At 59.3% G+C, this 1,415-nt stretch carries 1 protein-coding gene; it reads right to left on the bottom strand.

Annotated elements, in window-relative coordinates:
* Positions 1–41: 41 nt before the first annotated feature.
* Positions 42–1,352 carry a sn-glycerol-3-phosphate ABC transporter substrate-binding protein UgpB gene (ugpB, locus tag EN994_RS31430; protein ID WP_013529413.1) on the bottom strand — a complete coding sequence of 437 codons (1,311 nt, stop codon included), beginning with the start codon at positions 1,350–1,352 and terminating at the stop codon, positions 42–44.
* Positions 1,353–1,415 lie beyond the last annotated feature (63 nt).

The raw sequence follows: 1,415 nt of genomic DNA on the forward strand, positions 1-1,415 counted from the left end.
GGACAGATGGGTGCGCCGTAGAGCAAGGACCTGCGCTCGCTCTAATTCCCCAGCGCTTCCTTGATCGCGGCATTGCCACGCGTAACCGCATTGTCGAGCGCCTGCTGCGCGGTCTGCTGGCCGGCGAGCATCTTCTCGAACTCCTCGTTCTGGATATCGCGCACCTGCGGCAGATTCGGCAGACGTACGCCCTTGGAATTGTCGGTCGGCGTCTTACCCGTCATCTGCAGGATCGGGGTCTCGCGGCCGACATTCTTGTCATAGAAACCGGACTTCTTGGTCGCTTCATAAGCCGCCAGCGTTACCGGCAGATAACCCGACTTCTGGTGCAGGTATTCTTGCACCTCGGTCTTCGACAGGTAGGCGAAGAAGGCCGCGACGCCCTTGTATTCCTCATCGGATTTGTCCGCGAAAACCCACAGGCTGGCGCCACCCGGCGTCGTGTTCTGCGGCGCACCCTTGGCGTCGCTGTCATACGGCAATTGGCCAATGCCGTAATTCATGCCGGACTTGACGATATCGCCAAGTCCGCCGGACGATTCGGTCATGATCCCGCATTCGCCCGCAAGGAAGATCTGCTTGGCTTCGGAGGTGCGGCCGCCATATTTGAAGGTGCCGTCCTTGGCGAGGTCCGCCAGCGCCTGGAAATGGTTGACGAAAATCGGCGCGTTGATCTTGAGCTCGACATCGCCGCCGGCCAGACCGTTCTGCTGGGTGGCCCATGACACGTCATTCCAGGCCGCGAAATTCTCCAGATGTATCCAGGTCAGCCAGGTCGAGGTGTAGCCGCAGGCGGCCGCGCCGCTCGCCTTGATCTTCTTGGCGTCTTCCCACACTTCATTCCAGGTCTTGGGTGGGCTATCGACGTCGAGACCAGCCTTCTTGAAGATATCCTTGTTGTAATAAAGGATCGGCGAGGAGGAGTTGTAGGGGAAGGAGAGCATGGTGCCGTCCGGCTTCGAATAATAGCCGACTATGCCTGGCAGATACTGGCTCTTGTCGAAGGTCATTCCAGCGCTGGTCAACACATCGGCTGCGGGCTTGATGGCACCTTCGGCCGCCATCATCACGCCGGTGCCGACGTCGAACACCTGGATGATGTCTGGCGCCTGGCCCGCGCGGTAGGCGGCAATGCCGGCATTCAGCGTCTCGGGATACGTGCCTTTGAACACCGGAACGAGCTCATAGTCGCTCTGGCTGGCATTGAAATCTTTGGAGATCTTGTCGACGACTTCGGCATTGGCGCCAGTCATGGCGTGCCACCAACTGATCTGCGTGACGGCAAAAGCGGAGGTTGAGGAAAGCGTCATAAAGGTAGCGGCAACACCGGCCGCGAAGCCGAAGGACTTCATGTTTCATCTCCCGTTTGTCATTGGCGAAAGGGGGCACTCCCGCGAAGGCAATATGTGTCGCTC

The organism is Mesorhizobium sp. M7A.F.Ca.CA.002.09.1.1, from assembly GCF_003998555.1.
Classification (GTDB): Bacteria; Pseudomonadota; Alphaproteobacteria; order Rhizobiales; family Rhizobiaceae; genus Mesorhizobium; species Mesorhizobium ciceri.

What these genes read in the sequence shown, in the direction of transcription:
- ugpB (WP_013529413.1), bottom strand. Translation starts at nt 1,352, where the DNA reads ATGAAGTCCTTCGGCTTCGCGGCCGGTGTTGCCGCTACCTTTATGACG.